The sequence below is a fragment of the Flavobacterium cyclinae genome, from assembly GCF_021172145.1.
Classification (GTDB): Bacteria; Bacteroidota; Bacteroidia; order Flavobacteriales; family Flavobacteriaceae; genus Flavobacterium; species Flavobacterium cyclinae.
Window position 1 is genome coordinate 1,268,330 of the sequence record NZ_CP089095.1, and the last position, 21,665, is coordinate 1,289,994.

Below are 21,665 nucleotides of genomic sequence, written 5' to 3' on the forward strand. Positions count from 1 at the left end.
TTACCCATTATAATTCATCAACTGATATTGTTTTGGTGTAACCCCTTCGTATTTTTTAAATAAGCGTATGAAGTAATTGCAATCTTCAAAACCTGTGGCATAGGAAACTTCGTTGACTTGAATATTAGGATTACTCAATAGTTTTTTTGCGTATTTAATTTTTTCGTTTAGTATGAATTCGATTGGGCTCATACCTAATTCTCTCTTGAAATAACGATAAAATGAAGTGGTACTCATACACGCTTTATCGCTCAAATCTTTCAAATTAATGGTTTCTCGAATATTACTTTTAATGTATTCAATCGCTGGTGTAATTGGACTATTGCTATCAATATACGTGTCGCTTTCAAAACGTTTTGTGGTTTGTGTTTGAATGATTCGGATAATCAATTCTTGAAGCGTTAAATCGGCAAGAGCGTCTTTGGTTAATGAATCGCCCATACATTCTTTAATCAACTTGTTGATAGTTCCTGCTAATTCAACATTATTATAAAAGAAATAATTTTCGTGGTCTAATTTCCACAAATTACTTTTTCCTTCTTTTGGATATTTTTCGTTTAAAAAATCCAATGTATTCGTAATAATCTGATTATCGATGGCCAAAGCAATACACTGTGTAGGATTGTCTTTTGAAGCTTCTGGGAAATCGATTTTCATTTCGGCATTGGAAGGCACAATTACGGTTTCGCCGGGTAAATATTCAAAACTTGGGTCTTCAAATAAATGCATTACTTTTTTTCCACGCAACATACTCGTAACCACCAAATCATTAAATTTCAAAGGAACTAAATCGGATTTTTGATAGGTTTCAAAAATATTCAATTCGCAATGGTCTAAAGAAAAAATGGTCCGATTTTCCACCAAAGTTTTTAATGACTTTTCGTGGGTTAAAGCAGGAGTAAAAAGTAACGCTTTGTTTGCCATTCTAAAATTTCAAATAGAAAAACTAAGATACAAAAAAAGCAACTACTAAGAGTTGCTTTTGGTTTATTTTTTCAAAAACGATATTAATCCGTTAAAATACGTTTTTTGATCATCGTAAAATGCCATGTGACTTCCTTTTGGACAGAATAAATACGAACCATTTGGTAAGATTTTTGAAATTTCTTCCATGTGTTTTGGATCCATCGTATCGTGTTTTGCACCGATTACTAAGGTTGGGATTTTTACGTTTTTCAAATCCGCTTTTCTATCCCAATTTTCTAATTTTCCTGAAATACCAAATTCACTAGGACCTTGCATGGTCACATAAAGCGACTGATTCATCTTAGCAAACGAACGATTTACCGGTTCTGGCCAATCTTTTGCAGGGAAACGAAGAATGTGTTTTTCATAGAAATTCGGAAGTAATAATTCCATATATCTTGGATTCGAAAAATCGTTATTGGCTTCTATTTTCATCAATTCTGCCAACACTTCTGAATTCATTTGTTTGCTTAAAACTTCATTGGCATATTGGTCATATTCAGGGCAACTTGCCATCATGTTCGAAATGATTAAGCCTTTCATGTTGTTTTGATATTTCAAGCTGTATTCCATTGCTAAAATGCCGCCCCACGAATGTCCTAACAAATAGAAATTGGTGTTGTCTAACTTTAAAGCTTTACGAACTTGCTCTACTTCTTCAACATATCTTGCCAAATCCCACATCGAAGTATCGTTTGGATTATCGGCATTTCCACAACCTAATTGATCGTAATAAATGAACTCGATGCCTTCAGCTGGTAAGAAGTTTTCAAAACATTCAAAATATTCATGTGTAGCGCCTGGACCCCCATTTAAAAGCAATACTTTAATTTTTGGATTGTTTCCAATACGTTTCGTCCAAACATTAAAAGTGCCTTTTGGAGTCTCGATAGGAATCACTTTTACACCACCATTTTGAATGCTATCTGAAGATGGTGCTAAATACTCGTTTTGAGTGACTAAGGTTTCTTGTTTACAACTTGTTAATAAAGCTATGCTGAAAAGAAGGAGTGTTGTGCGGAATAGGTTTTTCATGGTTGGATTTTTTGCAATTAAATCGTTACTCTCTGCTATACAGTTTATTAATTTTGGGTTGTAACATCCATACTCCTACGAAAAAGAATATGAACAAAAAAAAATAACCTGAATAATCAGAAAATTTAGTTTCTTTTCTTAATTCTAAAGTTGATAAAGTCTTACTTGAAAAGACAATTATTTGAATGAAAGCAAAAATCAGATAGATTGTTAAAACTATATGGATTAGATTAAATATACCAGTTTCGTTTATCTCTTCAGTTAAAAAGAAATATTTAATGATTAAAAATAAAGTTAGAACAACTAAATTTAATTTAAATAATTTATCATCCAATTTTGGAAGATTTTGTTCTTGAATTTTAATTTGACCATATTTTACAATGGAAAAAATCCAAATTATGAAAGTAAGTATACTAATTAAATTTATAATTTCTTTAATTGGGCTTGGAGAAACCCAGAAAATACAAATAAATATTAGGAATAGTTGCCAATGTTTGAATGATAAAATTTTTTCCATGTTTTATATCTTTAAAAATCAAATATACCAAATTCCCTCCAAATCCTCACAAAATCTCTTCCACGTGTTTCTTAATATTTGAAGCAATTTTTGTCATCGGTAAATCATTAGCATCGTTGCCAAAAGGGTCTTCTATTTCTTCGGCGATTAATTCTAAACTCGCTAACACATAAAAGATAAAAATCACTACTGGAATTACGTAGTAACCTAAACTAAATACAAATCCGAAAGGTAAGGTCATCACAAAAAAGAAGATGAATTTTTTGATAAACGAACTATACGAGTAGGGAATAGGCGTGTTTTTAATACGTTCGCAAGCGCCACAAATATCCGTAAACGATTGCAATTCGGAATTGATGATGATAAATTGGTCGCCCGTAATTTTTCCAGATTGGTACAAATCATTTGCTTTTTGAAACAACATTTTTGCCACTTGATTCGGGCGGTGTTTGTGATGATCAATTTCTAAATCCAAACCTTCAAACAGCATTTTACTCACTTCTTCATTCAATAAATGTTTCGAAAGCACCGAAGCATAAGCTGGAATTACTTTTTGAAAGAAATTTCTATCTTTTTCATCTGATAAATAGGCAGAAAGTTTTAAAGCTAAATTTCGACTATTATTAACTAAAGCACCCCAAAGTTTTCTTCCTTCCCACCAACGGTCATAAGCGGTATTGGTTCGGTAAGCCAATAATAACGACAATACAAAACCTACGGTGGTGTGCATAATATTGAGGTTTTTTACATGACTGGTTTCGGAAAGTTTCCAATATTCGATTTCCAAATAGGCAATTCCATAAGCATAAAAACCAATGAAAATCATCATTGGAATTAATTGACGAAACGTATCTGATTCGTGAAAACGAAAAATAAAAGTAATCCAGTCTTTTGGGTTGTATTGAACCATTTTTAAGTAAAAAGTAAAAAGTGAGAAGTAAAAAGTTTAAATATATTAATTTAATTGTAAAGTGCCGGCTAATTCTTTTAAGTTAATTTCTGAAAGTTTGGTTACATATTGTGCATTTGAATAACGAACTGATGCTTCAACAAAGTTTTGTTGAGCAGTTCTAAATTCGATTGTCGTTATGGTTCCGATTTTGAATTTCGCTAATGTAATATCTAAGTTTTGCTTGGCGATTTCTAAGTTTTTTTCTTCCACTTTTACCAATTCTAAGTTGGTTTGATAACTTGCAAAAAATGAAGCTAATTGAGATGATAAAGACAATTTTTGTTGTTCTAAAAGTAAATTAGCATTTTCCACTTGATATTTCGCTACTTTTTCGTTTCTGTTTTGAAGAAAGCCATTAAAAATAGGTACAGTAGCCGTTACTCCATACACAAAACCTTGTCCAGATGATTGTGTGATGAAACCCAAAGAAGCTTCCGAACGTGTGAAATTATAACCCGAAGTAACTCTAACTGTTGGATAACGATTACCTTTGACTTGTTTCAAATTCAAATCGGCTACTTTTTTAGACAGAATTTGCGCTTGTAATTGCGGGTTTTGTTTTTCGGCTGTTGATTTTAATTCGTTTAAATCTAAATTTTGTTCGAAAGTAACTTCGTTAGCCACTTTAAAATCGGTTTGTGTATCACGAACTAATAATTCGTTCAATCTGATTTTACTGATTTTAATTAGTTCTTTTTGTCTCAATTGTAAACTTAAATCACTATTCAAATCTACTTGTGCATTCAAAACCTCCAATTTTGAAGCTTTTCCTATACTAAATCGATTTTGAGCAGTTGTCAATCTTTGGTTTGAAATCACAATTGCCGTATCAATCGATGCCAAAACTTGTTGTTGTTGTACCAAATCGAAATAGGTGGTGTACACATCGCTAATTCGGGTTAAAATGGCGGTTTGTAATTCGGCCTTTCCTTGTTGCTCTAAAACGTCCAATTGCTCTTTTCTGGCAAACATACTTAACCCATCGAAAATCGTCCAATCTAAACCAACGCCATAAGTTAAATTCATATTTTTAGCATTGTCTAGCTTTCTTTCAGAACCATCAGCTTGCGTTTGTGTGGTATTGAATTGACTGTTATTATTGGTGAAATTTGCATTCAAAGCAGGTAACATTCCAGCATTTGCTAAATTGTTATTGGTTGCATCAATTTTAGAATTATTTTCAGCAATTTTAATGTCGTAATTGTTTTCCAAGGCAATTTTTACAGCATCTTTAAGTGTAAGTAGTTCTTGAGCTTGCGCTGAAAATCCAATAATGATAAGGAATACTATTTTATATAAATGTTGCATACTATTATTTCTCTAAAGCGTCTAAATTATCAAATTCTGGTCGATGTTTTTTTGCTCTTGACCACATTAAATAGATTGAAGGAATAACAAATAAGGTTAAAATTAATGAAAACAATGTTCCACCTACAATTACAACTCCCATTCCCATTCTACTTGCTGATGCGGCTCCAAGTGATAAAGCAATAGGTAATGCTCCTAAAGCAATAGCTAAACTTGTCATCAAAATAGGACGTAGACGTGCTTCCGAAGCTTCTAAAATGGCATCGTATTTTGATTTCCCTTGTTCTCGAAGTTGGTTCGCAAATTCGACTATCAGAATTCCGTTTTTGGTAACAAGTCCAATCAACATTATCGTTCCAATTTGACTAAAAATATTCCAAGTTTGTCCAAATAACCAAAGCGAGAATAATGCTCCAGCTACTGCCATTGGTACAGTTAGAATGATAATAAATGGATCAATAAAACTTTCAAACTGAGCTGCAAGAATTAAATAAATCAACAATAACGCTAGTCCAAAAGCAAACGAAGTGTTTGAGCTACTTTCCACGAAGTCACGAGATTCTCCACCTAAATCTGTCGTAAATGAATCGTCTAATACGCGTTCTTTTATTTCATTCATGGCTTCAATTCCGTCACCAATACTTTTTCCTGGTGCTAAACCTGCTGAAACTGTTGCCGACATGTATCTGTTGTTATGGTACAATTGTGGTGGATTGCTTTTTTCTTCAATTTCGACCACATTATCCATTTGAATTAATTCGCCTTTATTATTTCTAACAAACATTGAAGTTACGTCGGTAGGTTTTGAACGATCTTGTTTTTCAAACTGCCCAATCACTTGATATTGTTTTCCATTTTGCATAAAATAACCAAAACGTTGACCACTTAATGCTAATTGAAGTGTTTGTGCAATATCTAAAACCGAAACTCCTAAACTTTCAGCTTTTTCACGATCAATAGTTACGTTTATTTCAGGTTTATTAAATTTCAAGTTAACATCAGCCATTGAAAAAGTACCGTTTTTATTTACTTCTTCCATAAAAACAGGTATCTTTTCTTGAAGTTTTTCAAAATTTTGGGCCTGAATAATGTATTGAATAGGTAAACCACCTCTTCGGCTAACCGAAATTGTGGGTTGCTGAATTACAGAAGTTTTTGCATCAGGATAACGTTTAACCCATTTCCCCAATTCATCAGCAATTTCCATTTGCGATTTTTCTCTTTCTTTTGGATTTTTTAGTGAAATACGAATAAATCCACTATTAACTGATGATGTTCCACCAAATCCAGGTGATGAAATTACCAAACTTACTTGTTTTTCTGGAATAGAATCATCAACTAATTGCGACATTTCTTGCATGAAGCGATTTGTATATTCATAAGATGCGCCTTCAGGTGTAGACATTCTCATGACAAATCCACTGCGATCATCTAAAGGTGCTGTTTCTTTTTGAAGAATAGAAAAGAAAAGAAAAATCAATCCAAAACAAATAATAATGATAGCAAAACTCCATCCTTTTTTAGGAATAAATCGGGTTAGGTTGGAAGCATATATTTTGTTTAATTTTTCAAAATAGGGTTCCGTTGCTAAATAAAATTTCGATTTCTTTTGTTCGCCACCTTTTATTAAATAAGCATTTAACATTGGGGTTAAGGTCAAAGAAACAAAGGCAGAAACCAATACCGCTGCACCAATAACGATTCCGAATTCTCTAAACAATCGGCCAACAAATCCTTCAAGAAATATTACAGGTAAAAATACTGCAGCTAAAGTGATTGAAATAGAAATTACAGCAAAAAAGATTTCGTTTGAACCTTTAATTGCAGCTTCAATTGGCGACATGCCTTCTTCAACTTTCTTGTAAATGTTTTCGGTAACAACAATTCCGTCATCAACCACTAAACCTGTGGCTAATACTATGGCTAAAAGTGTTAAAACATTGATAGAAAAACCAAAAAGCCACATAATAAAAAAGGTAGCAATTAAAGATACCGGTATATCAATTAATGGACGAAATGCAATAGCCCAATCTCTAAAAAAAAGATAGATAATTAATATAACTAAAAGTATCGATATGATTAGAGTTTCTGCAACTTCAGTAACCGATTTTTTTACAAAAGTTGTAGTGTCAATAGCAATGTTTAATTCAATATCTTTAGGTAATTCTCTTTTTAGTTTTTCAAATTCTTTATAAAATGCGTTAGAAATATCTAAATAATTTGCACCAGGTAATGGAACAATAGCAACACCCACTAATGGCTTTCCTGATTGGGTCATTTGGGTTTCGATGTTTTCGGCTTCTAATGAAGCATTTCCCACATCACTTAAGCGCACTATTTTGTCATTTTCAGAACGAATGATAACATCATTAAATTCTTTCTCTGATGATAAATTACCGATGGTTTTTACGGTTAGTTCGGTAGCAGCACCTGTAATTTTACCAGAAGGAAGCTCAACATTTTGTTTATTCAAGGCGGATCTAACATCAGCTACAGTTACTCCATAAGCGGCAAGTTTATTGGGGTCTAACCACAATCGCATAGCATAACGTTTTTGTCCCCAAATTTGAATACCGCTAACACCCGGAATAGTTTCTAAACGCTGACTAATAACATTTTCTGCATAATCACTTAATTCGAGTGCATTTTTAGTTTTACTTTGAACCGTCATTGAAATAATAGCTTCACTATTGGCATCTGCTTTAGATACTATAGGTTGCGAATCAATATCTTCAGGTAAACTTCTTACCGCTTGTGAAACTTTATCTCGAACATCATTTGCTGCTGCCTCTAAATCTTTATCTAAATTAAATTCAATTGTAATTATACTACTTCCTTGATTACTTGACGAGGTAATGTTTTTTATTCCATCGATAGAATTTATAGCTTTTTCTAATGGCTCTGTAATTTGAGATTCAATAATATCTGCATTTGCACCTGTATAATTGGTTCTTACAGATATTTGTGCGGGATCAATAGAAGGATATTCTCTAACGCCTAAAAATTTGTACCCAATAAAACCAAATAAAATAATGGTTAAATTTAATACAATAGTTAATACCGGTCTTTTTATACTTAAAGTTGATAAACTCATAACGATTCTGATTAATTCAAACTATTGAATTGAAATTTTTAAAGGCATTTCGTTTTTTAAACTCATTATTCCCGTGGTAATAAGCGTGTCACCTTTTTTTAATCCTTCTAAAACCAATACTTTGTTTTCAGTTCTAGTGTCTGTTATGATATTTCTTTCTGAAGCCATACCATTGTTTGAAACAAATACCTTTTTCCCATTTTGAATTGGAATAACTGCCTCGGTTGGAATTAAAATAGCATTTTTAATAACACTTAAAGGTAATTCAACATTGGCATACGTACCTGGAAATAACTTATTGTTTTTATTTTGAGTAATAGCTCTTACTTGTAAAGTTCTCGTAGTTACATCTACACTAGGTTCTAAAGCATAAATTTTAGCTTCAAATTCTTCATTCATTCCAGAAACTTTAAATTTAAAAGTTGAATTAACTTCTACTTGGGCAGCATATTTTTCTGGAATGGAGAAGGTGATTTTTAACTGATTTGTATTAACCAAATTTGTAATAATTTGACTTGGTGTTATATAAGTCCCAGGCGAAATATTTCGCAAGCCAATTTTTCCAGAAAAAGGAGCTTTTGTAGCTGTTTTTGAAATTTGCGCTTGAATCAATTGGGTTTGCGCTTTTAAACTTTTATATTCTGCTAGCGCAACTTCATATTCTTCTTGAGAAATGGCTTCTTTTTCAAGAAGTAATTTAGCGCGTCTTTCATTTTCAGCAGCTAAACCTTGACGTGTTTGCGCTTGAGATAACTGAGCGCGAAGTTCGATATCATTGATTTTTACTAAAAGTTGTCCTTTGTTTACGGTTGTTCCTTCGGTAAAATAAATTTTTTCTACAACTCCTGAAACTTCACTTTTAATTTCTACTGCTTCATTTGCCTCTATAGAACCTGATAGTGAAATTGTATTAGCATAATCCATTTCAGTGACAATAAGAGCATTTACAGCCATTGGTGATTTATTACCACCTTTATTATTATTTTTTGATTCTTCTTTTACATTTGAAAAGATGCGATATACAATCAAACCTAATAGTAAAATAACTAAAATAGAGATACTAAATTTTTTTATGTTCATGTGAGTTTTAATTTATAAAGTACAAAACTAACTTATACGTTTTAAATACCATACAAGTTACCATTTATTTAACATTGTTGTAGGTACAAATGTCTTGTTTCAATTGGATGTTGATAATAGTCAAAATGACACATTAACTAATGTAATTCCAAATGGTTTTCTTTTTACTTAATTCAATAAATGCTTCTCGAAGTTTTGCATGTTCTGGTTTTTCCATTGGCGCATCATCTTTTAAAAGTTTAATAGCATGATGGCGTGCCAATTGTAAAATTTCTTTGTCTTTAACTAAATCTGCAATTTGAAGATTTAATACGCCACTTTGTTGTTTTCCCATTATATCACCGGGACCGCGCAATTTCAAATCGACTTCCGAAATTTCAAAACCGTCATTAGTACGCACCATCGTTTCCATTCGGATTTTACTATCATTACTCAATTTATGACCTGTCATTAAGATGCAATAACTTTGTTCGGCACCACGACCAACGCGACCGCGTAATTGATGTAATTGCGATAATCCAAATCGTTCTGCACTTTCAATTACCATTACAGAAGCGTTTGGAACATTTACCCCAACTTCAATCACAGTAGTCGCCACCATAATATTGGTTTTTCCTTCTGCAAAGCGACGCATTTCTTCATCTTTATCGGCAGGTTTCATTTTTCCATGAACTATCGAAATGGAATAATGAGGTAATGGAAAATCTCTCGAAATACTTTCATAACCATCCATTAAATCTTTATAATCCATTTTTTCTGATTCTTGAATTAACGGATACACAATATAAACTTGGCGTCCTTTTGCAATTTCGTCTTTTAAGAATTTCCAAACCTTTAGACGATTAGAATCATAGCGATGAACGGTTTGAATAGGTTTTCTTCCTGGTGGTAATTCATCAATGACTGAAATATCTAAATCACCATACAAACTCATGGCTAAAGTTCGTGGTATTGGAGTAGCAGTCATGACCAAAACATGAGGTGGAATAGGGGCTTTCCCCCAAAGTTTAGATCGCTGCTCTACACCAAATCTGTGCTGTTCATCTATAATCGCTAAGCCTAAATTATGAAATTGTACTTTGTCTTCTAACAAAGCATGAGTTCCAATTAAAATATCTAAACTTCCGTTTTCAAGTGCTTCATGAATAATTTTTCGTTCTGCAGTTTTGGTTGAACCCGTTAGAATTTTTATATTGATGTTTAATTCTTTTGCCAATTCAGAAATACCATTAAAATGCTGATTTGCTAAAATTTCTGTTGGTGCCATTAAGCAACTTTGAAAACCATTATCTTTTGCCAAAAGCATACACATTAAAGCTACAATCGTTTTTCCAGAACCTACGTCGCCTTGCAGTAAACGATTCATTTGGGCGTTGCTTCCTAAATCATTTCGGATTTCTTTTAATACACGTTTTTGGGCATTCGTTAAATCAAAAGGCAAGTGATTTTTATAGAAATTATTGAAGTTTTCACCCACTTTTTCAAACGGCATTCCTTTGATTTTATGTTTACGAATCAGATTCTTCGTAATCAATTGCAATTGAATGAAAAACAATTCTTCAAACTTCAATCGGAATTGTGCTTTTGCCAATAAATCTTGGCTTTTTGGAAAATGAATATTGAATAAAGCCGCATTTTTTGGAATCAATTTTAATTCATCCAAAAGATAATTCGGAAGATTCTCTGAAAACAAAACTTGGGTTTCTAAAAACAATTGTTGCATCATTTTATTGATGACTTTGTTAGAAATCCCTTTATTGGCTAATTTTTCTGTACTTGGATAAACCGGTTGCATGGCCGAACGAAGACTGGCTTTGTGTTCTTCCAACAATTCCATTTCAGGATGTGCCATGTTGTAAGTAGCACCAAATTGCGTTACTTTTCCAAAAATAACATACGGAACATTAATTTTCAAACTCTCTCGAATCCATTTTTGACCTTGAAACCAAACCAGTTCCATTTGACCAGTATCATCTACAAATGTCGCTACTAATCTCGATTTTCCTTTCCCTTGTTCAACGGTTTTGATGTTGATAATTTTTCCAACAATTTGAACTTCTGAATTACTGTTTTGCAGTTCGTTAATTCTGTAATATCGAGTTCTATCAATATAACGATTTGGGAATAAATTTAGTAAATCGGCATATTTATGAATGCCCAACTCCTTGCGCAATAAATCACCACGTTGTGGACCAACGCCTTTGAGATATTCTATGGGAGTCTCTAATAAGTTCACAGTTTACAGTCGCAGTTTACAGTTTTTCTCTTCGAGCGGAGTCGAGAAGTTATATTTAAAATTATTTAAGCGAAGATAGTTTATAATTTGTTAATTTGAAAAACAGAGAATTTGAAAATGTTTATATTCGTACTTTATTAAATTCCATTAAAATGTTTCGTATTCTTTTAGCCCTATTTTTTATAAGCATATCTTTTGCCCAACAAACGGATAAAGTTGATTTTATAAAATGTGATGCTTCAGTTTATCCATATGCATCAGAAAAATCAATTTCTGGAACTGTTGTTTATGAATTTAAAGTAAAAAAAGCAATCGATACTATTAAAATTGATGCTAAAAGCATGGAATTTTCAGGAGTTATGATCAATGGAAAATCCGTAAAATTTAAAAACTCAGGTAAAACATTGGATTTATTTGAAGGATTTAAAAAAGGAAAAAACAAACTAACTTTCAGCTATTCAGCTAAACCCAAACAAACACTTTATTTTACGGGTCAAGATGAGAATTTACAAATTTGGACACAGGGTCAAGGTAAATATACAAGTTACTGGTTGCCAAGTTTTGATGATGTGAATGAGAAAGTGATTTTTAATATTTTAATCTCGGATGTAAATCCTTATTTAAAAGTTATTTCTAATGGTTTGTTAAAAAGAAAACCTGAGGTAATGTATATGGATTATGATGCATTTGAAATGAAAAAACCAATGTCATCTTACTTAGTAATGCTAGTCATTGGAAATTTCGAAAAGCAAACTACAACTACAAAATCAGGAACGCCATTAGAATTTTATTTAGATAAGAACGATGTTTCTAAATTTGAACCCACGTTTCGTTATTCCAAAGAAATGTTTGATTATTTGGAGCAAGAAATAGGAGTGAAGTATCCTTGGGGCATTTACCGTCAAGTTCCGGTTCGTGATTTTTTATATGCGGGAATGGAAAATACGACTTCTACCATTTTTTCACAAGATTTTGTAGTGGATTCTATAGGGTTTAATGATAGAAATTATGTCAATGTCAACGCTCATGAATTAGCGCATCAATGGTTTGGGGATTTAATTACAGCGCAATCAGGCAAACATCATTGGTTGCAAGAAGGATTTGCTACTAATTATGCTTTATTGGCAGAACGTCATATATTTGGAGATGACTATTTTTATGACGTATTAAATGATTATGCAGAACAATTGTATCGCGCTTCAAAAACCGATACGATTCCTGTGATGAATGAAAAAGCGAGTACATTATCGTTTTATAAAAAAGGAGCTTGGGCATTGCATGTGTTACGAGAAGATATTGGCGCAAAGAATTTCCAAAAAGCAGTAAAAAAGTATTTGAAAAAGTACCAATATAAAAATGTAAATACCGATGATTTCTTGAAAATTGTGAGACAAGTTTCGGGTTATGATGTAGATATCTTTAAAAAACTTTGGCTAGAAAAAGCCGGATTTGAAATGGAAATCGCTCAAAAATATCTTTCTAGAAACAAATTCATTCAAGACTATTTTGCACTAAAGAAAAGTAAAAAATCATTAGCTGAATTAACAGAAATTTTGAAATCGGACGCCTATTATCCAATCAAGCAATACATAGTATATCAAACACGAAATATTCCTTTTGAAGAGAGAAAAGTGATAATTAAAGCCGCTTTAGCTACAAATGATATTTTGGTAAGAAGGGCTGTAGCCGAGTCAACTCCAATAATTCCTGAAGCGATTAAGTCGCAATACGAAACATTGTTAGATGATAATTCGTATGTAACAAATGAAATTGCTTTAGTGTATTTGTGTATGAACTTTCCTGCAGACAGAGAAAAGTATTTATTTCAAACGAGACGCTTGTTAGGCAATAATGATAAAAGTTTACGAATTACATGGTTAAAACTAGCTTATGAAACGCCAGAATTTGATGCACAAAAATTAGATTATTATTTGGAATTATTGCATTATGCATCGGCCCAATATGAAAGTTCAATTAGGCAAAATGCTTTAGAAACCCTGTTATCAATTGATTTTATGAATACTAAAGTAATTACACAATTATTTTTAGCAACAAAACATCACAAATGGCAGTTTACACTTTTTGCAAGAACAAAGATTCGAGAATTACTTAAAAATTCTGAATACCGAGCTTTAGTTGAAAAATTAGCAGCAACCTCAGATGATTCAATGAGAGAATTATACTTGAAATTTTTGAATGAGAAATAAAATAAACCTGACAGGTTTCAAAAACCTGTCAGGTTTTATGTTTAAAACACTCTTTTTAATTCTTCTTTTAAGTAACTTATTGCAACAGTACTCGGAGCTTCAGTTTCAGTCATTTCTAACATGATGGCTTCTCTTAATTTATCAGCACTTGTGATGTCTTCTCTTGCCGCATTTTTTCGAATAATTTGAACTGTACTATTCTTGGCTTTTAACACGATATCCCAAGTTTCAGCAGTTAAATATATTTGTTGGGTTAGATTGTGTTCGTATTCCGTTTGAACATGATGTACTAATAAAGTTGCGTAATCCTCTTTTGTTTGGCTAATTGGAGCCACACGAAGTAATAATTGCGCTGGATTAATTCGTTCTAAAAATAAAACCATGCGTTCATAGGCTTGTAAACGAATGGGTAACGCTTGTTTTTGATTTTCTCTTAACAATTCAAATTTACGTTTACTTTCTTCGCTGTTGTAGAATTTTTGCATCATTACAAAAGCAACACCTCCCGTAATTAAAGCTGGTAAAGTATAAGCTGCAATTTCTAATAATTTATCTTCGATAGTCATTTTTAATAGATTTAAATAGTTCGCAAATTAAGATTAAAATTATTAAAATTCAAATAGATTTTCTTTTGTTGGTATTATCTTAAAAAGAGTTGATAACTTCTTTTGTATTAACACTAATCAAAGTGTATTTTTGTAAATTAGTAAAAAGTTATCGAATCCTATGAATGAAATGCAGCGTTATATTAGCCAATTGAATGAAGCACAACAACTTCCGGTTTTACAAAAAGACGGACCTATGATTGTGATTGCTGGTGCAGGTTCTGGAAAAACCCGAGTACTAACGGTTCGAATTGCTAACTTGATGAGTCAAGGTGTGGATGCATTTAATATTTTGGCGTTAACGTTTACCAATAAAGCTGCACGTGAAATGAAAAAACGTATTGCTGATATCGTTGGTAATAACGAAGCTAAAAATCTTTGGATGGGAACTTTTCACTCGGTTTTTGCTAAGATTTTACGTATTGAAGCTGAAAAGCTTGGTTACCCTTCTAACTTTACGATTTACGATACGCAAGATTCGGTGCGATTGATAGGTGCGATTATTAAAGAAATGCAATTGGATAAAGATATTTACAAACCAAAGCAAATCATAGGTAGAATTTCATCTTACAAAAATTCTTTAATTACCGTAAAAGCTTATTTCAATAATCCCGAATTACAAGAAGCGGATGCGATGAGTAAAAAACCGCGTATGGGAGAGATTTATCAACAATATGTAGAGCGTTGTTTTAAATCGGGTGCGATGGATTTTGATGATTTATTATTGAAAACCAACGAATTATTGAATCGTTTTCCTGATGTATTAGCGAAATATCAAGATAGATTTCGATATATATTGGTGGATGAGTACCAAGATACCAACCATTCGCAATATTTGATTGTTCGTGCGTTGTCCGATAGATTCCAAAATATTTGTGTGGTAGGTGATGATGCGCAAAGTATCTATGCTTTCCGAGGTGCAAACATCAATAACATTCTAAATTTCCAGAAAGATTACGAAAATGTTCAAATGTATCGATTAGAGCAAAACTATCGCTCTAGTCGCAATATTGTAGAAGCAGCGAATAATGTAATCGATAAGAACAAAACCAAATTAGATAAGGTGGTTTGGACCGCCAATGAGCACGGACCCAAAATTAAAGTCCACCGAAGTTTAACTGATGGTGAAGAAGGACGTTTTGTGGCATCCACAATTTTCGAACAAAAGATGCAGCACCAAATGCATAACGGACAGTTTGCAATTTTGTATCGTACCAATGCGCAATCGCGAGCTATGGAAGACGCTTTGCGTAAACGCGATATTCCTTACCGAATTTACGGAGGATTATCGTTTTACCAACGCAAGGAAATCAAGGATGTTTTGGCGTATTTACGTTTAGTAATTAATCCAAAAGACGAAGAAGCTTTAGTTCGTGTTATTAATTATCCAGCACGAGGCATTGGAGATTCTACAGTAGAGAAATTAACGGTAGCGGCTAATCATTACAAGCGTTCTATTTTTGAGGTGATGGAGCACATCGATAAGATTGATTTGAAATTGAATTCAGGTACGAAAGCCAAGTTGAATGATTTCGTTACCATGATTAAAAGTTTCCAAGTTATCAACGAAAATCAAGATGCGTTTTTCTTAACTGATCATGTTACTAAGAAAACAGGCTTAGTTCAAGAATTAAAGAAAGACGGAACACCAGAAGGAATTGCCCGTATTGAAAATATTGAAGAATTATTAAATGGTATCAAAGACTTCACCGAAGGACAAAAAGAGGTTGATGGTGCTAGAGGTTCGTTAGCCGAATTTCTTGAAGATGTTGCGCTAGCTACCGATTTGGACAAAGATACTGGAGATGACGATAGAGTAGCACTAATGACAATCCACTTAGCAAAAGGATTAGAGTTTCCACACGTGTTTATTGTGGGATTGGAAGAAGATTTGTTCCCAAGTGCCATGAGTTTAAATACTAGAAGCGAATTAGAAGAAGAACGTCGTTTGTTCTACGTAGCTTTAACTCGTGCCGAACATCAAGCGTATTTGACGTATGCGCAATCGCGTTACCGTTGGGGAAAATTGGTTGATAGCGAACCATCGCGTTTTATTGAAGAAATTGATGACCAATATTTAGAATATTTGAATCCGGTTGACACGGGTTATCGATACAAACCTTTGATGGATGTGGATGTTTTTGGCGATATTGATAAATCGAAATTACGTTTATCTAAACCAACTGCTGGAACACCACCAAAATATTTGACGCAAGACCAACCAAGTCCAACTGCAAATATTAGACGTTTGAAACCTGTTTCGAGTAATTCAGGAGGATCTAATTCGGTTGATGCCAATTTAACGGTTGGAAATATCGTAATGCACGAACGTTTTGGAAAAGGTCAAATCGTAAACATAGAAGGAGTAGGAGCTGATAAAAAAGCTGAAATTCGCTTTGATGTGGGCGGATTAAAGAAGTTGTTGCTACGATTTGCAAAATTAGAAGTTATAGGATAAAATAGATTATATGGAAGTTAAAGAATGTATTTGTTGTAAAAATCAAGTTACAGAAAATAGTACAAATTGTAAATTTTGTAATTTTCCTTTTTTAGGTACTGAAGAAGAAAAAGCCAAGCATATTGGAATGTTTATTGTAAATAAAAGAGTTATTTCAGAATCTGAAGATTCATTGGAAAAAAATCAGTATTTATTATACATTGTTTCAGCATTTACTTTCTTGTCAGCAATACTATTCTTTATAAATAATAAAGGATTTTATTTAGAAACGATTATCAATGTTTTTATAGGAACGGTTATATTTTTATGTGGCTTTTTCTTAAAGAGAAAACCTCTTTTGTTAACAATTATTCCTTTGTTATTAATATTAAGTGTTTACACATTGAATTACCTTATTAATCCAGATACCTTATTTAATGGAATTGTTTTTAAATTGCTTATAATTATTAGTTTAAGTTACAATGTTTTTTTAATTGAAAGATCAAATTCATTTAAAAAAAATCATCATATGAAAAATTAGTTATGTCAGAATTCATAAGAATATACGAAGATAAGCCAAGTGAAGCAGCTATTAAAAAAGTAGTAGATGTATTAAAAGATGGTGGTTTAGTAATTTATCCAACTGATACGGTTTATGGATTGGGTTGTGATATAACGAATTCTCGTGCACTTGAAAAATTAGCTAAAATCAAAGGCATTAAATTGGAAAAAGCGAATTTTTCTTTTGTTTGTTCGAGTTTGAGTAATTTATCTGATTATGTAAAGCAAATTGATACTTCTACTTTCAAAATCCTAAAACGTGCTTTGCCTGGTCCTTACACTTTTATTTTGCCAGGAAATAATGATTTGCCAAAAGAATTCAGAAAAAAGAAAACCGTTGGAATACGTGTTCCTCATAACAATATTGCGCTTCAGATTGTGGAAATGTTAGGAAATCCTATTGTTTCAACATCAATTCGTGATGAAGATGAGGTTATTGAATATTCTACCGATCCAGAATTAATCTTCGAAAAATGGCAAAATAAAGTCGATTTGGTTATCGATGGTGGTTACGGTGACAATGTAGCTTCCACCATTATAGATTTAACAGGTTATGAGCCAGAAGTTGTTCGTGAGGGTAAGGGAAGTTTAGATATATTGTAAAAAAAAGGACAATTTAATATTAAATTGTCCTTTCAAAAAATAGTTTATTTAGATATTATTGTCCATCAACATTAGAATTAGTATCTGGATAGCTAATTAATTTATTTTTAGCATAATTTTCAGATTTTTCTTTACTTTGACCATATAATTCTGGATGTAAGTAAGTTCCTTTGTATTCTTTTTCTTTCTCTGGGATAATTCTGTTTTCATTAGCATATTTATCTGCTCTTACAGCAGTTATTTGCCAACTCACTTCTACATTAGGTGAATTTGTTTGGATAATAAATTTATTGTCTGAAATTTTTTCTCTAATTATAGCTTGAGCAAATGTACCAATGGTAGTTAATTGATATCTAAAATCTTTATTAGCGGCTTCAAAATAGTTTGGTAATAAAACTGTTGCATAACCATTTTCATCTGTTGTAACATTACCAGAATATATATTCAACATTTCAGGTGATTCAACAAAACTGTGAATTAAATATTTGTTTTTTGGATCTAATGGATGATCAATCTTAAAAGTTCCTCCACCTTTAGCAATATTTCCCGTTATATTTAAATCTCCATTAATTGTTACATTTCCTGTAAAATCAGAATTTCCATCAACACTTAAAGTATTTAAGGCATTAGTATTGTAATTAAGGCCAAGTCTTAATTGTCTAAAATTTGAATAGCCACTTCTATTGAATCTAGCAAGAGTATCAGGAGTTGAACAAGCACCAATTAAATATAAATTATTTAAAGCCCCATTATGTTGAAATTTAATTCCACATTCACCTGCTGCATAATTAATATCCTCAACAAAAAGTAATTCTCCCGAATTTACATTGTTAAAACCACCAAGATTACCTATACCAGCTTTAGGACTAGTATTGTTAGTTACTACAAAATTTAAATTTGAATTAGTAACATTTGGACCTACTATTACACTTCCAGTATTGGAATTATTAATATTTGTGCCGTTTGTAGACCATTGTGGACCATTAACCCCAGCAGAAGTTTTTGCAAATAATGCATAAGGAACACTCAATAGTTGACTTGAACCACTAATTGTATAATTTGTCCCACCAGCAGGATCCACATCAGTCGAAATAAAATACGAACCAGTTGACCAATCGATTGTAGAAAAACTTCCAGATACAACACTTCCATTTCCAACTTCTATACTTATTAAACCATTTGCATTTGTACTTGTTGAATGAGTTTCAACATAAACTGCTGTTCCTGTTGAAGAGCCTTGTAATATGCTCACTTGTATTCCCACAGGTGATGATATGATTAACGCGTCTGAACCATCTCTAATTATTGCTTGATAACTCATCATTTCTGGAGTTTGAGCTTGTGCTGTATAGGTAATGCATATGAATGCAAAAAGAGTATATAATTTTTTCATAATTTTATTTTTTTATTAATTTAAAAGATTTGATTAATTTGTCTTTATTCATTATATTGAGAAAATAGATATTTGAAGAATAGCTAGAAACATCAATAGTAGTTTCGTTTTGTAAGTAATCTTCTTTTTTTATAACTTTCCCATTAATATCAATAATTTTAAGACTAAGATTTAAATTATTTAAGTTGATAAAGTTTATTTTAATATGATCAGTGGAAGGATTTGGATAAATTTTCAAATCACTAATTAACTCTGAATAATCTATCGAAGATAATACTTCGGAGATTTCATAAGGTTGTTGAACACCTTGTGCATTAGATCCATTAGTTCCTGAGTTTGTCGTGTAAACCATTTGACCAACTGAATAAGAAACTGATCCATTAGCTCCCGAAAGATTTCCTCCCGAAGCATTAACCGAATTTTGTGCTACAATAAAGGTTATACCAATAAAATAAACACTCAAAAAATAAAACATTAATTTTTTACATTTCATAATTTTATATTTTTTTAAGTTCTCTTAAATCTAATGAAAATAATTAGTTTACGAATGGTTTTATCGTTATAAAACAATTAAAAAGGTTAAAAGGTTGGTTTTTTTATTTATTAATATAAAAAAAAATGATTATTTTTTAATATTATGTGTTCGAAATTTACATTTGTGATGAATTTGTATAAAATTAAACACGTAGCAAATGAATAAAAAAAACACTTACTAAACTTTAGTAAGTGTTTTGATATTTATATTATTATATTTTTTGAAAATTTATTTCCCTTCTAAATTTTTCATTTCCTTTTCTAGCATATCGTAGAATTGGTCAATTTTTGGCATAATAATGATTCGAGTTCTTCTGTTTTTAGCTCTGTTTGCAGGAGAATCATTTTCTACTAATGGAACATACGAACTTCTTCCCGCAGGAATCAATTGTTTTGGACTAACTCCTAAATCTTTTTGTAAAACTCTTACGATGGAAGTAGCTCTTTTAACCGATAAATCCCAGTTGTCTAATAAAACAGCATTTTTAATTGGCACATTATCAGTGTGACCTTCTACCATACATTCAAAATCAGGTTTGCTGTTAATTACTTTAGCCACTTTTGCTAAAACTCCTTTTGCTTTGTCGCTTACTTCATAACTTCCCGATTTGAATAATAAATTGTCAGCAATTGAAATCATTACCACTCCTTTATCAACATTGATATTGATATCAGGATCATCAATTCCTACTTCACGTTTTAAACTTGTAACTAATGCTAAAGTAACACTATCTTTTTTTGTTAAAGCGTCTTGTAAGCGAGATATTTTTAAATCTTTTTCTTTTAAACTTTCTAAAGATTTTTCAAGATTTTCAGCACCTTTTGTAGTTAATGTTGTTAGATTCCCAACATTGTTAATTAAATCTGTATTGTTTTTCTTTAGGAAATCTACTTGTTGGGCTAAAGCTTCTCTTTCAGTTAAACATGTGTTTAATTTAACCGTTGCAGTGTTTAATAAATCTTGAATTTCTTTGTTTTTAGCTTCTAATTCTGTGTATTTCTTTTTTGAAACACATGAACTTAATGAAATTGCAGCTACTGTTGCAAATAGCATTACTCTTCTCATAATATACTTATTTTTTATGCAAAATTAAATGGAAATTGTTAAAAAATAGCTTTTTTAAACCTAAACTATTGTTAAAAAATATCAGCAAAGACCTTGCCATTCTTAATAAAATAACGAAAGACAATACTGTTAATTTTGTAGTAGTTTGAATTTTGAATTTTTCCTCTTTTCTTATAAAATTGATTCACAATATGATAATAGTGAAAATGTGCGGTTATTATTGCCCAACAATGTTTGAATTTCCCTTTCAAAATAAATTGAATTCCCGCCAATCCATCTAAGCATAAGCGCATAAAAATGATTGGAAATAATTGATTTTTTGGTAAATTCTTAGTTAACATCAACAATGAGTTTCTGAAATTCAAAAAAGTTTTTCTAGGATTTCCTTCGTTTAAAGTGGCTCCACCCACGTGATACACTATTGATTTTGAAGTGTATTTTATTTTATAACCAAAATTAAATGCTCTCCAACACAAATCAATTTCTTCTTGATGAGCAAAAAAATCATCATCAAAACCATTTAATTTGCGATACACTTCTTTTCTAATAAAGAAACAAGCACCTGTTGCCCAAAAAATTTCCATTTCATCATCATACTGATTTTTATCTTCTTCTATGGTATCAAAAATTCGTCCACGACAAAAGGGAAAACCAAATTTATCTATAAAACCACCAGCACCGCCAGCATATTCAAAATGGGTTTTCTTTTTGAAATCTAATAACTTAGGTTGTATGATTGCAGTTTCAGGTTGCGTTTCAAATATATTTAAAATAGGAGCCAACCAATTTTCGGTTACTTCAATATCGGAATTTACTAAAGCGTAGTATTCTTCTTCAACAAATTTCAATGCTTCATTATACCCTTTTGCAAAACCAAAATTACCTGTATTTTGAATAATTTTCACTGAAGGGAATTGGTTTTGAATCACTTCAATGGAATCGTCTGTCGAAGCATTATCAGCAACATAAATTGTAGCTTCATCTGAAAATGCAATTACAGAAGGCAAAAATTGCTCTAATAATTTGGCTCCGTTCCAATTTAGTATGACTACTGCTATTTTTTTCAAGTGA

General features: G+C 31.8%; 17 protein-coding genes. 4 read left to right on the top strand and 13 right to left on the bottom strand.

What is annotated here, in order from left to right; all coding sequences use genetic code 11:
• The 8 genes from LOS86_RS06030 to recG form a co-directional block, all read right to left on the bottom strand.
• The gene (locus tag LOS86_RS06030) at positions 1–924 is read right to left on the bottom strand and encodes an AraC family transcriptional regulator (protein ID WP_231843719.1); all 924 of its coding nucleotides are present in this window, start codon (positions 922–924) and stop codon (positions 1–3) included.
• Positions 925–987: 63 nt separating this feature from the next.
• Entirely contained in the window at positions 988–2,001 is a 1,014-nt protein-coding gene (locus LOS86_RS06035; protein ID WP_231843720.1) for a proline iminopeptidase-family hydrolase, read from the bottom strand.
• Positions 2,002–2,026: 25 nt separating this feature from the next.
• Positions 2,027–2,518, bottom strand: a complete 492-nt coding sequence (locus LOS86_RS06040; RefSeq protein WP_231843721.1) for a hypothetical protein — start codon at positions 2,516–2,518, stop codon at positions 2,027–2,029.
• 46 nt (positions 2,519–2,564) lie between these two features.
• Positions 2,565–3,428 (bottom strand): bestrophin family protein, encoded by an 864-nt coding sequence (locus LOS86_RS06045; RefSeq protein WP_231843722.1) that lies wholly within the window; start codon positions 3,426–3,428, stop codon positions 2,565–2,567.
• Between the two features lie 45 nt (positions 3,429–3,473).
• The gene (locus LOS86_RS06050; protein ID WP_231843723.1) at positions 3,474–4,778 is read right to left on the bottom strand and encodes a TolC family protein; all 1,305 of its coding nucleotides are present in this window, start codon (positions 4,776–4,778) and stop codon (positions 3,474–3,476) included.
• A gap of 4 nt (positions 4,779–4,782) precedes the next feature.
• Positions 4,783–7,872 (bottom strand): efflux RND transporter permease subunit, encoded by a 3,090-nt coding sequence (locus LOS86_RS06055; protein WP_231843724.1) that lies wholly within the window; start codon positions 7,870–7,872, stop codon positions 4,783–4,785.
• Between the two features lie 21 nt (positions 7,873–7,893).
• Positions 7,894–8,952, bottom strand: a complete 1,059-nt coding sequence (locus LOS86_RS06060; protein ID WP_231843725.1) for an efflux RND transporter periplasmic adaptor subunit — start codon at positions 8,950–8,952, stop codon at positions 7,894–7,896.
• Between the two features lie 133 nt (positions 8,953–9,085).
• Complete coding sequence (gene recG, locus LOS86_RS06065) at positions 9,086–11,188, bottom strand: ATP-dependent DNA helicase RecG (RefSeq protein WP_231843726.1); 2,103 nt, start codon at positions 11,186–11,188, stop codon at positions 9,086–9,088.
• Between the two features lie 152 nt (positions 11,189–11,340).
• Here recG and LOS86_RS06070 point away from each other — a divergent pair, with 152 nt between their 5' ends.
• Positions 11,341–13,395 (top strand): M1 family metallopeptidase, encoded by a 2,055-nt coding sequence (locus LOS86_RS06070; protein ID WP_231843727.1) that lies wholly within the window; start codon positions 11,341–11,343, stop codon positions 13,393–13,395.
• A gap of 41 nt (positions 13,396–13,436) precedes the next feature.
• On the opposite strand, the gene LOS86_RS06075 is transcribed toward LOS86_RS06070, so the two are convergent.
• Positions 13,437–13,961 carry a DUF7935 family protein gene (locus LOS86_RS06075; RefSeq protein WP_231843728.1) on the bottom strand — a complete coding sequence of 175 codons (525 nt, stop codon included), beginning with the start codon at positions 13,959–13,961 and terminating at the stop codon, positions 13,437–13,439.
• A 169-nt stretch (positions 13,962–14,130) separates the two neighbouring features.
• Between LOS86_RS06075 and LOS86_RS06080 the strand changes: the two genes are divergently transcribed.
• Genes LOS86_RS06080 through LOS86_RS06090 form a run of 3 tightly spaced genes read left to right on the top strand, consistent with a single transcriptional unit; the run spans position 14,131 to position 17,601 of the window.
• The gene (locus LOS86_RS06080; protein WP_231843918.1) at positions 14,131–16,458 is read left to right on the top strand and encodes an ATP-dependent helicase; all 2,328 of its coding nucleotides are present in this window, start codon (positions 14,131–14,133) and stop codon (positions 16,456–16,458) included.
• Between the two features lie 10 nt (positions 16,459–16,468).
• Complete coding sequence (locus LOS86_RS06085; RefSeq protein WP_231843729.1) at positions 16,469–16,978, top strand: hypothetical protein; 510 nt, start codon at positions 16,469–16,471, stop codon at positions 16,976–16,978.
• 2 nt (positions 16,979–16,980) lie between these two features.
• The gene (locus LOS86_RS06090) at positions 16,981–17,601 is read left to right on the top strand and encodes an L-threonylcarbamoyladenylate synthase (protein WP_231834601.1); all 621 of its coding nucleotides are present in this window, start codon (positions 16,981–16,983) and stop codon (positions 17,599–17,601) included.
• A gap of 55 nt (positions 17,602–17,656) precedes the next feature.
• Here the strand turns inward: LOS86_RS06090 and LOS86_RS06095 are convergent, their stop codons facing one another.
• The 4 genes from LOS86_RS06095 to LOS86_RS06110 form a co-directional block, all read right to left on the bottom strand.
• Positions 17,657–18,994: a DUF8740 domain-containing protein gene (locus LOS86_RS06095; RefSeq protein WP_231843730.1), complete on the bottom strand. Its 1,338-nt coding sequence runs from the start codon at positions 18,992–18,994 to the stop codon at positions 17,657–17,659.
• Between the two features lie 4 nt (positions 18,995–18,998).
• Positions 18,999–19,487 (bottom strand): T9SS type A sorting domain-containing protein, encoded by a 489-nt coding sequence (locus tag LOS86_RS06100; protein WP_231843731.1) that lies wholly within the window; start codon positions 19,485–19,487, stop codon positions 18,999–19,001.
• Between the two features lie 270 nt (positions 19,488–19,757).
• Complete coding sequence (locus LOS86_RS06105; protein ID WP_231843732.1) at positions 19,758–20,594, bottom strand: OmpA/MotB family protein; 837 nt, start codon at positions 20,592–20,594, stop codon at positions 19,758–19,760.
• Between the two features lie 71 nt (positions 20,595–20,665).
• Positions 20,666–21,661, bottom strand: a complete 996-nt coding sequence (locus tag LOS86_RS06110) for a glycosyltransferase family 2 protein (protein WP_231843733.1) — start codon at positions 21,659–21,661, stop codon at positions 20,666–20,668.
• Between the last annotated feature and the right edge of the window lie 4 nt (positions 21,662–21,665).

Coding starts and splice junctions, on each gene's coding strand:
- LOS86_RS06030 (WP_231843719.1), bottom strand. CDS start 924: ATGGCAAACAAAGCGTTACTTTTTACTCCTGCTTTAACCCACGAAAAG.
- LOS86_RS06035 (WP_231843720.1), bottom strand. CDS start 2,001: ATGAAAAACCTATTCCGCACAACACTCCTTCTTTTCAGCATAGCTTTA.
- LOS86_RS06040 (WP_231843721.1), bottom strand. CDS start 2,518: ATGGAAAAAATTTTATCATTCAAACATTGGCAACTATTCCTAATATTT.
- LOS86_RS06045 (WP_231843722.1), bottom strand. CDS start 3,428: ATGGTTCAATACAACCCAAAAGACTGGATTACTTTTATTTTTCGTTTT.
- LOS86_RS06050 (WP_231843723.1), bottom strand. CDS start 4,778: ATGCAACATTTATATAAAATAGTATTCCTTATCATTATTGGATTTTCA.
- LOS86_RS06055 (WP_231843724.1), bottom strand. CDS start 7,872: ATGAGTTTATCAACTTTAAGTATAAAAAGACCGGTATTAACTATTGTA.
- LOS86_RS06060 (WP_231843725.1), bottom strand. CDS start 8,952: ATGAACATAAAAAAATTTAGTATCTCTATTTTAGTTATTTTACTATTA.
- LOS86_RS06070 (WP_231843727.1), top strand. CDS start 11,341: ATGTTTCGTATTCTTTTAGCCCTATTTTTTATAAGCATATCTTTTGCC.
- LOS86_RS06075 (WP_231843728.1), bottom strand. CDS start 13,961: ATGACTATCGAAGATAAATTATTAGAAATTGCAGCTTATACTTTACCA.
- LOS86_RS06080 (WP_231843918.1), top strand. CDS start 14,131: ATGCAGCGTTATATTAGCCAATTGAATGAAGCACAACAACTTCCGGTT.
- LOS86_RS06085 (WP_231843729.1), top strand. CDS start 16,469: ATGGAAGTTAAAGAATGTATTTGTTGTAAAAATCAAGTTACAGAAAAT.
- LOS86_RS06090 (WP_231834601.1), top strand. CDS start 16,981: ATGTCAGAATTCATAAGAATATACGAAGATAAGCCAAGTGAAGCAGCT.
- LOS86_RS06095 (WP_231843730.1), bottom strand. CDS start 18,994: ATGAAAAAATTATATACTCTTTTTGCATTCATATGCATTACCTATACA.
- LOS86_RS06100 (WP_231843731.1), bottom strand. CDS start 19,487: ATGAAATGTAAAAAATTAATGTTTTATTTTTTGAGTGTTTATTTTATT.
- LOS86_RS06105 (WP_231843732.1), bottom strand. CDS start 20,594: ATGAGAAGAGTAATGCTATTTGCAACAGTAGCTGCAATTTCATTAAGT.